Source organism: Bizionia sediminis (assembly GCF_042684585.1).
Taxonomy (GTDB): Bacteria; Bacteroidota; Bacteroidia; order Flavobacteriales; family Flavobacteriaceae; genus Algorimicrobium; species Algorimicrobium sediminis.
Genome location: NZ_JBHULS010000017.1, coordinates 1 through 2,945 on the forward strand (window position 1 = coordinate 1; position 2,945 = coordinate 2,945).

General features: G+C 29.6%; 2 protein-coding genes. Both read left to right on the forward strand.

Translation table 11 applies throughout. The annotated features are described in order from the left end of the window. Positions 1-308: 308 nt before the first annotated feature. Positions 309-1,022 carry a hypothetical protein gene (locus ACFSQP_RS13040; protein ID WP_376895210.1) on the forward strand — a complete coding sequence of 238 codons (714 nt, stop codon included), beginning with the start codon at positions 309-311 and terminating at the stop codon, positions 1,020-1,022. Positions 1,023-1,831: 809 nt separating this feature from the next. Beyond that, on the forward strand, positions 1,832-2,665 hold the full coding sequence (locus ACFSQP_RS13045; RefSeq protein WP_376895212.1) for a hypothetical protein: 834 nt from the start codon (positions 1,832-1,834) through the stop codon (positions 2,663-2,665). Positions 2,666-2,945 lie beyond the last annotated feature (280 nt).

Below are 2,945 nucleotides of genomic sequence, written 5' to 3' on the forward strand. Positions count from 1 at the left end.
TCGCCAAATTTTTTAATTTGACGATTTCCGATAAAAAAAGATAAATAGTAAAATTTAAAAATCTGGCTTGTACTTAATCCGAAAATAATCGCTAATTTATACGCTACGAGCCATATACAAAACCGTTATGGGTAATTAAAATCGAAGTTCAACCATATCCGAGAATGAACTCTACTTGGAAGAAAAAAATAAAAGAGTAAAAAAATATAATTGACTATAAACGGAGTTTCTTTGAAAAAGATGGCAAAATTGCAAGTGTTCAGTACTCCTGAAAAATTGAATGCGTGAAATATTAAAATTAAATTAAAATGAAAAAAATTAATTTCATCGTTAGAACTATCTTAACAATAGTTTTCTTCTCTTCAGTAATTTACAGTTGTTCAGAAGATGATAATCAACTTGCTGATTCTACGAGTTCAGTTTATAATATTAAAACAATTGATAATTATCAAAACAAAGGTGGTAAAACGACTAAATCTGAATTTGAATTCAGTTTAAATAAAGAAAAAAGTGAAGATAATTTTGTTACTGGTAAAATTAAATACAAAGAGATTGGAGATGTTAATGTAAAAATGAATTTAACAGAAAATCATTTAGAAGGTATTTCAGTAAATAAAATTGACGATAAAACTTTAGAGATAAAAGACTTGAATGGTAGTGATTATCAAGTCAAAGTTAATCAATTAGACAAAGATAATGCTATTTTATCTTTCAAAGTAGATGACGAGTCTTTCGATATTGCTGTAACAGGTGAAATAGATGTTAATGATTTTATTAATTTAAGCAGTAATTCAAAAAATACTTCTGCTAAACAAATGGTATTATGTGGTGGTATTTGTATTGGAGCTGTAGTTACTATTGTTAGTGGAGGCTATTGCGCTTGGAGATCAACAAATGCTTCCAATAATTGTACTGCAGCATATACAGCAGCAGTTAATGCTGGCGGAAACTGCTCAATGGAATTTGAATCTGGCTGGTGTGGTGGTGATTGCAATATCAATTGTGGTCCAGCGAATAATTAAAACAAATATTATTATGAAAAGTATAATTGAATCAAAAGAAAAGACGAACAATTTAGTTTTAATAATTGTTTGGTTGATTGCAGCAATTTCGGTTTTAATGGCTATTTTCAATCCATAAAAGCCCATAACACTGTATATAAAAAATAGCAGTTAAGTGCAAACTTCAAAGTTCGTGCTTTTCTGCTATTTTATTCAAAAACTGAAAATAATAGCAATTTTACTCTGCTACTTTTCATATACAAGACCGTTAGGCACAAGTTGAAACGAGCAGCAACGGACCTTGCAAACTCGCAAACTTTAGGAAATTAAAAAAAACTCATTACGATTGATTAAATCACTGTGAGTAATTAGCCGCTCGTAAAATCTGATTCCAAACCCGCCCAGGGTCATTTTTATTCATAGAACTTTATGGAAAAAACTCAACTTTTGGCTTATCACCTTGGACGACAAAAATTGACGAGCCACTTCATGAATATTGACCCTTAAATTTTAAGATTCGCCTTCCGAAAATAAAAGATGAGTACCCAAGCAGCTTCAGAAAATCCTCCCGCTAGTGTCGATTTTTTTTACAATATTTTTGATGTTTAATAAAGTAATTTTTTAACTCGAAAATTTAAAAAAACCAACAAGCGAAAATCTGAACTTAAAAACCAGTGCCTAACAATGTGTATAATTCATTGCTGGTTCTTACCTGCTTGCGAAAAATTATCCAATACCTAAATCTCGTTTTTATTTACTAACTTTAACTCCTAACTGATCACAACGAAATCATACACTAGACCGTTGGCAATAATTAAGACGAACCGCAAATGAAGTACATTTTAAGGATATTTATTTTATCTCTTTTCTTCTCAAAAGTCTATGGACAGAATATTTTCAAGATATCTGAAAATTCTGATTTGACAGTATTAGCGACAATTGATTCAACTTTCACGAAAAATAAATTACATTACGCACGAATAAAAAATCTTAATTCCAACAAGACGCAATTCATTAAGTTTACTCAAACAGTCGGAGCAACAGGACGAGAAGTTCGTCGACATAAAATCCGACAAAAAGATACAATTATTCTTTTCGCAAATTTTCAGAATGACACTTTGATAAAAAATCTGGCAATAAATGAAAATCCGAAATTAATATACAATTCAATTCAAGTTTTTAAAGAAAAAAAGAAAATTAAAAACAACAGAAAAAGATTGAATAAACTTAAAGTATGGTTTGTTACAACATCTACAAACAATGGAATAAAACCTTATTTGTCAAGAATAATGCGCAATGACAAAGAACGAGGTTATTTTTTCAATTTAATTGATTTGCCCGAAAATCAGTTTGTATTTAATAGTTCAGAAAAGAAAATATTAACTAAAAATATTAGTCAGAGCAGATGTTTGAAATTTGAGGATTTTTATATTGTTTATTTAATGAGGTACAGTTACGATTCCGAATTTGAGAAAAATTTAAAAAATATTATGGAAACTTATTGTCTTCCTTTTGGAGATGCTCAACTTCATATGATGAAAACAATTATGTTTAATAAACAAAGCGAAGAACTTGAAGAAATTTATGCTCGTTATAAAAAGAAATATTACGGAAATCTGGACGAAGCGAAAAAAGTCTATAATGAATTTATCGATAATATATAAATAACTATTGCCAACAACGTGTATAATTAATGGCTGGTTCTCGCCTACTTACGAAAATCCTCGCGGATTTTCTATTCGGTTTTTATTTGCTAACTTTAGTGCTTAAACCACGCCACTAATCATACACAAGACCGTTGTGTGTAATGTAAAAAATGAACTTTCCTGAAATAGGTTGACTAAAAATTAGACAACTTATTACAAATAAAGATGAAAGAACAAAAAGGACCCTGCCGAAAAAAATCCTACGAAAAAGTAGGTTTCGATTTAAAATTACTCATTA